The 4428-nt window shown below is 33.9% G+C and carries 3 protein-coding genes; all 3 read right to left on the reverse strand.

The window, feature by feature from the left end:
- Positions 1-735: 735 nt before the first annotated feature.
- Positions 736-1614, reverse strand: a complete 879-nt coding sequence (locus tag CQ046_RS23300) for a tyrosine-type recombinase/integrase (RefSeq protein WP_105704551.1) — start codon at positions 1612-1614, stop codon at positions 736-738.
- Positions 1611-2393: a tyrosine-type recombinase/integrase gene (locus tag CQ046_RS23305; protein WP_105704552.1), complete on the reverse strand. Its 783-nt coding sequence runs from the start codon at positions 2391-2393 to the stop codon at positions 1611-1613. Before CQ046_RS23305 ends, CQ046_RS23300 begins: the two co-directional genes overlap by 4 nt.
- Before the next feature lie 70 nt (positions 2394-2463).
- Positions 2464-4428 (reverse strand): toprim domain-containing protein (locus CQ046_RS23310; protein ID WP_105704553.1); only part of this gene is annotated, 1965 nt, incomplete at its 5' end.

Below are 4428 nucleotides of genomic sequence, written 5' to 3' on the forward strand. Positions count from 1 at the left end.
TGTTCCGCCAGCGGGTCTACAACACCCCATCTTCCAATATCCGGCATATACATTCTGGCTCCATAGTCATACATTCCGTAGTCTACTTCACTTTTTAGGATTTGCCTACTCCGGTTTTTCTCGTGCGAGGCTTTACACTGTGAACGTCTGCTCTTGCTCGCTTCTTTCAAAAGTAATATTTCTTTTTCAGTTGAAAAATAAAATTTTATGTTTTTTTCGATAGATTTTTTTCTTTCAATTGAAAAAATAAGAGTTGTTTTGTTGTCGCTGTTGTTGTAAATGTGGACTTGTGGGTAAAATCGGTGTAGGTTTCGGAGTTGGCTTTATCCACAAATCCACATTCTTTTACCTACTAAAATTTCTATTCCTGGCTTCATTCAGCGATGGCGCATTTTTCCATATTTCGGGTGGTTGAAGCGTTGGAGAAAAAGTCTTTTTCTGTGGCTGGAAAGATTTGGAAAAGGTGTCGGCTAAAAGCGTTGGAAGCGAAGTTTTTCTCAAAAACGGAGCGTAGGAAAGCATTTTGCATAATATCACATTATAGGCAAAAATGGTGTTGGTTTGTGCGTAGCGAAGCGGAGAACAACGGTTTGCGTTGGCAATTTGCGTATAATGTCTATTATGTAATTTGCTGTGGCATTAAAGCGTCGGACAAGCTCGGGCAAAGCGTTGGAGGAAAATGTCTTTTTTATTTGGAGGGCGGGATATTTAACCAAAATGCAAGCGAGGGCGTTTTTACTTCAGATATTTCTCAATTTCCTGTTTCAGATTTTCAAGTTCGGTCTGGTTAAAATATTCTAAGCTTCTTAAATATCTAAATCCTGCTTTATACTGAACTTCTCTTAAATTGTATTGTTTCAGCCACAAGTTAATCCTGCTGTTTCTGATTTGCTGTAAACTTGGAACATTTATCTGTTTCCGGATTTGTTTTGTGATGCTGCTAAATTTTGTGTTTTCTCCAATAATAAACAGTTTATCGGTTTCTTTTACCGTCTTTGAGATTTGTAATAATTCCGGTCTTGTTTCTGTGATGTATTTGTAGAGTTCTAAAATCTGCGAAGCTTCTAACGGTAAAATCCTTTCTTTCAATCTGTTTTCTGTGGCTTCAGGAACTTTTATCAATCCTTTCTCTAAATCAATACCCTTTACTTTTAACTCTCTTAAACTTCCTGTATTTAAAGCCTGATAAATCATTAATCCTAAAATGAGCTGATTGCGTTTTCCATAGAGTTCAAACTGTCCTTTCTTATATTTCTTTTCTCTAAATTCTTTCTCAATATTCTGTAATTCTTCTTCGGTTAAAAATCCTGTAATTAAAGGTCTTTTTGGTATTTTTATTCTAAAGTTTTTTAATGGATGGTCTTTTCTTTTTCCTTTCAATTGAAGATAATCAAGGTATTGTTCTATGGTTCTGATTTGATTATTAACCGTGATTAATGCATATTTTTTCTGTAATAATTCTACGATTTTTAATAGTTCTGCTGTATTGAGTTTATCAAAATTCTGTTTCCTTGAACATAGATTTTCCCATAACAAAACCTGCTTTTCTTTTTCTGTAATCGTACTTTCTGTATAGTGGTAATTTTCTTTCAGGTAGTGTAAAAATTCTTTCATAAGTGGGTGTATCTTCTTGTACTTTCTAAACTTCTGTGTCCTAAAAACCTGCTGACTTTTTCTAACTCCATTCCGTTTTTGAGTAAATGGGTTGCAATGCTGTGTCTTAATAAATGTGGATATATTTTCTTTTTTATACTGCTTTTTTCTGCAATCTTTTCTACAATAAATAATATTCCGGCAGATGTCATATTTCCTTTTAATCCCTGTAAAAAACATTCTCCTTTATAGATTCTTTCTTTTATATATTCTTCAAAAATATCTCTTGCTTTGCTGTGTATCGGAACTTCTCTCTGATAGCCTGTTTTGGATTTTCTTACAAGTACTTTTGCATTTTCTAAATCTACATCTCCGAGTAATAGTTCTGCTGATTCTCCTGCTCTTAATCCTAAATAATACAGACTTGCTAATACGGCTTTATCTCTTGTATTAATCGCACTTTCAAAGAGGTTTTGTATTTCTTCCGGACTTAATATTTCTATTTCCGGAATATGGGTTTTAAGACTTCTGCATATCACAAGATTGGTTTCTTTCTGCTCGATTTCTTTCCGATAACTTTTGTATAATTTCAGAGCGGTTAAATGATTGTTTACGGTGCTGTTGCTTAATAATTTCTTAGGATTATTTTTATTTTTTCTCTGTTTCAGATAAATAATATATTCTGACGGAAGATTCCCTTTTTCTCTGTATTCTTCGTATTCTCTGACTATTGATAATATCCTTTTGATATTCTTTTTCTGATAGTTCCGAAGCTCTAAATATCTTCTGAAGTTTTCCATTGTTTTAATAAGTACGATTAAAAAGCTTTTGTAATATTTCCGGTTTTTCCGAACGCTAACTAAATTTCCTTTATTTATCGGATTTTATTGATAGTTTAGTGTTCGTTTGGCTTCCGTTTAGCGTTCGCTTGTGTTCGGTTTTTAATTGCTCCAACTGCTTCGTAAATGCTTCTTTTAAATCTTTCCTGACTCTCTGTATATTATCACTGTATGAGATTTTATACTTAAATCCTTTATTGGCAAAACCAATCTGTTTTAAATATTCCAATCTTACCAATTCATTCAGGTAGAACTGTAATTGTGTCTTTTTAAATCCTGTGATTTCCATTGCTTCAAAACGGTTAAATTCCCTGTGTTCAAAAGCTTTCTTTAATTTCTCAAAAAACTGTCTTAAACTTCCGTCTAATTCATCTATTTTTAAAATAATGCTCTCGAATAATATCTCTACTGCATTCTCTATGTCTTCGATTTCTGTGAGCAAAAAATTGTCTTTGGTTACTCTCTGATATTGATGTATAATAGTAATCTGCTTTATAATACTCTGGAACATTTCATTTAAACGCCTTTTATTCTTTACATTATTGGGTAGCTGTATTTGGGTTGCAAACGGATTTATAACTTCGTAATGCTTTAAATTTCTTACCAACTTTTGTATAAAACTGATTGCTTTTTCCTGTATATTTCTATCAATTTCTCCGGCATTCCTGCGGTTCTGATAGGATATTATTTTCTCGGTCTGCTCTTCGCTTTCATTAATGGCGACAATAAAGCTCCGGTTCATATTGTCCTCATACAATTCTCCTTTTGTCGTTGCTGATAAACTGCTAAATTGTCCTTTCACGATCTTATGGCTCGATTTATTATTTCCTTTTTTATCCTTGATGGTGACCGAACTTCTGAGTACCTGGTTTGATATAAATTCTCTCAGCGCATACAAAGCATCTTCCTTTAAACCGTCCAAATCTTCAATGATAATGATCTTTTGGAACAGATCGAACTCGCCCCAATTATACAAACTAGATTCTGTAATTCTCGTAAATCTCAGCACGTCTTCCTGCGGCATCATATCGGCAATTCTGCTGATAATGTGTGTTTTTCCGCTTCCGGAACTTCCCTGGACAATACCGTGCAGCGGACTTTTATTTAGGTAACTTATTGTAATCAGGAACAATAGTAATCTGCTGTTCTCTTCGCCAATTATTCCACTTTTTTCGATGAGTTGGTTTAAGGATTTTAGTAAATCTTTTTGCTCTAAAAAATCAGTTGGCGAGTTCTTAATCTCGACAGGATTCGAACCTGTAACCTTTGATTTAACTTCTTTATTTTCAGATGAAAGAAAAATATCTTTTCTCCTTTCTAATAGCTCTAAAAATATACTTTCGTCATGCAATTGCAGCGTTTCGTTTATATCATTGTTCGGAAGTTCAATTGTAGAGACTTTATAATTTTTAAATTCTTCTGCATATTTCTTAACCGCTTTCTTTCCTGCATCGTCATTGTCAAAACAAAATATAATTTCCTCTAATTCTTTGAGTTCTTTTACTGCGTTCAGGATTTCTTCAGTAAGTCCGTTTGTTCCAAAACACGCTATCACTTCGACAAGCTCAGTGTGACAACCTTTGCGGACAATATCTTTTATCTGGAGTAATGATGCTGCATCTATAATTGCCTCTGTTACTATCAGTTTCTTTGTATTCTTATCAGGATAATGAGGGTAAATTCCGCTGCGATTTTTTAGATAAAAATGTTTTGCTTTATCATCGTTTACAATACTTCTAAAATAAAAGCTTACGATTTCTCCGGATTTATTCTTCAAAGGAAAAACAATGCTTTTTATTCCAAAGGTTTTATAGGCTTGTCCCCCTGTTCTGCTGTTAGTTCCGGCTAAGGATAATAAACCGATTTCTATTAGTTTTTGTATCAATCCTTTTTCTCCGCCTTTCCTTTCTGCATAATGGAGCTGTCCGCTGTTAAAGCCTATTTCTAAATCTTCTACCTGTAACGCTCTGCTTTTTACATAGTCTTTTGCAGGAAC

The sequence above is a fragment of the Chryseobacterium sp. MYb7 genome (assembly GCF_002979455.1).
Taxonomy (GTDB): Bacteria; Bacteroidota; Bacteroidia; order Flavobacteriales; family Weeksellaceae; genus Chryseobacterium.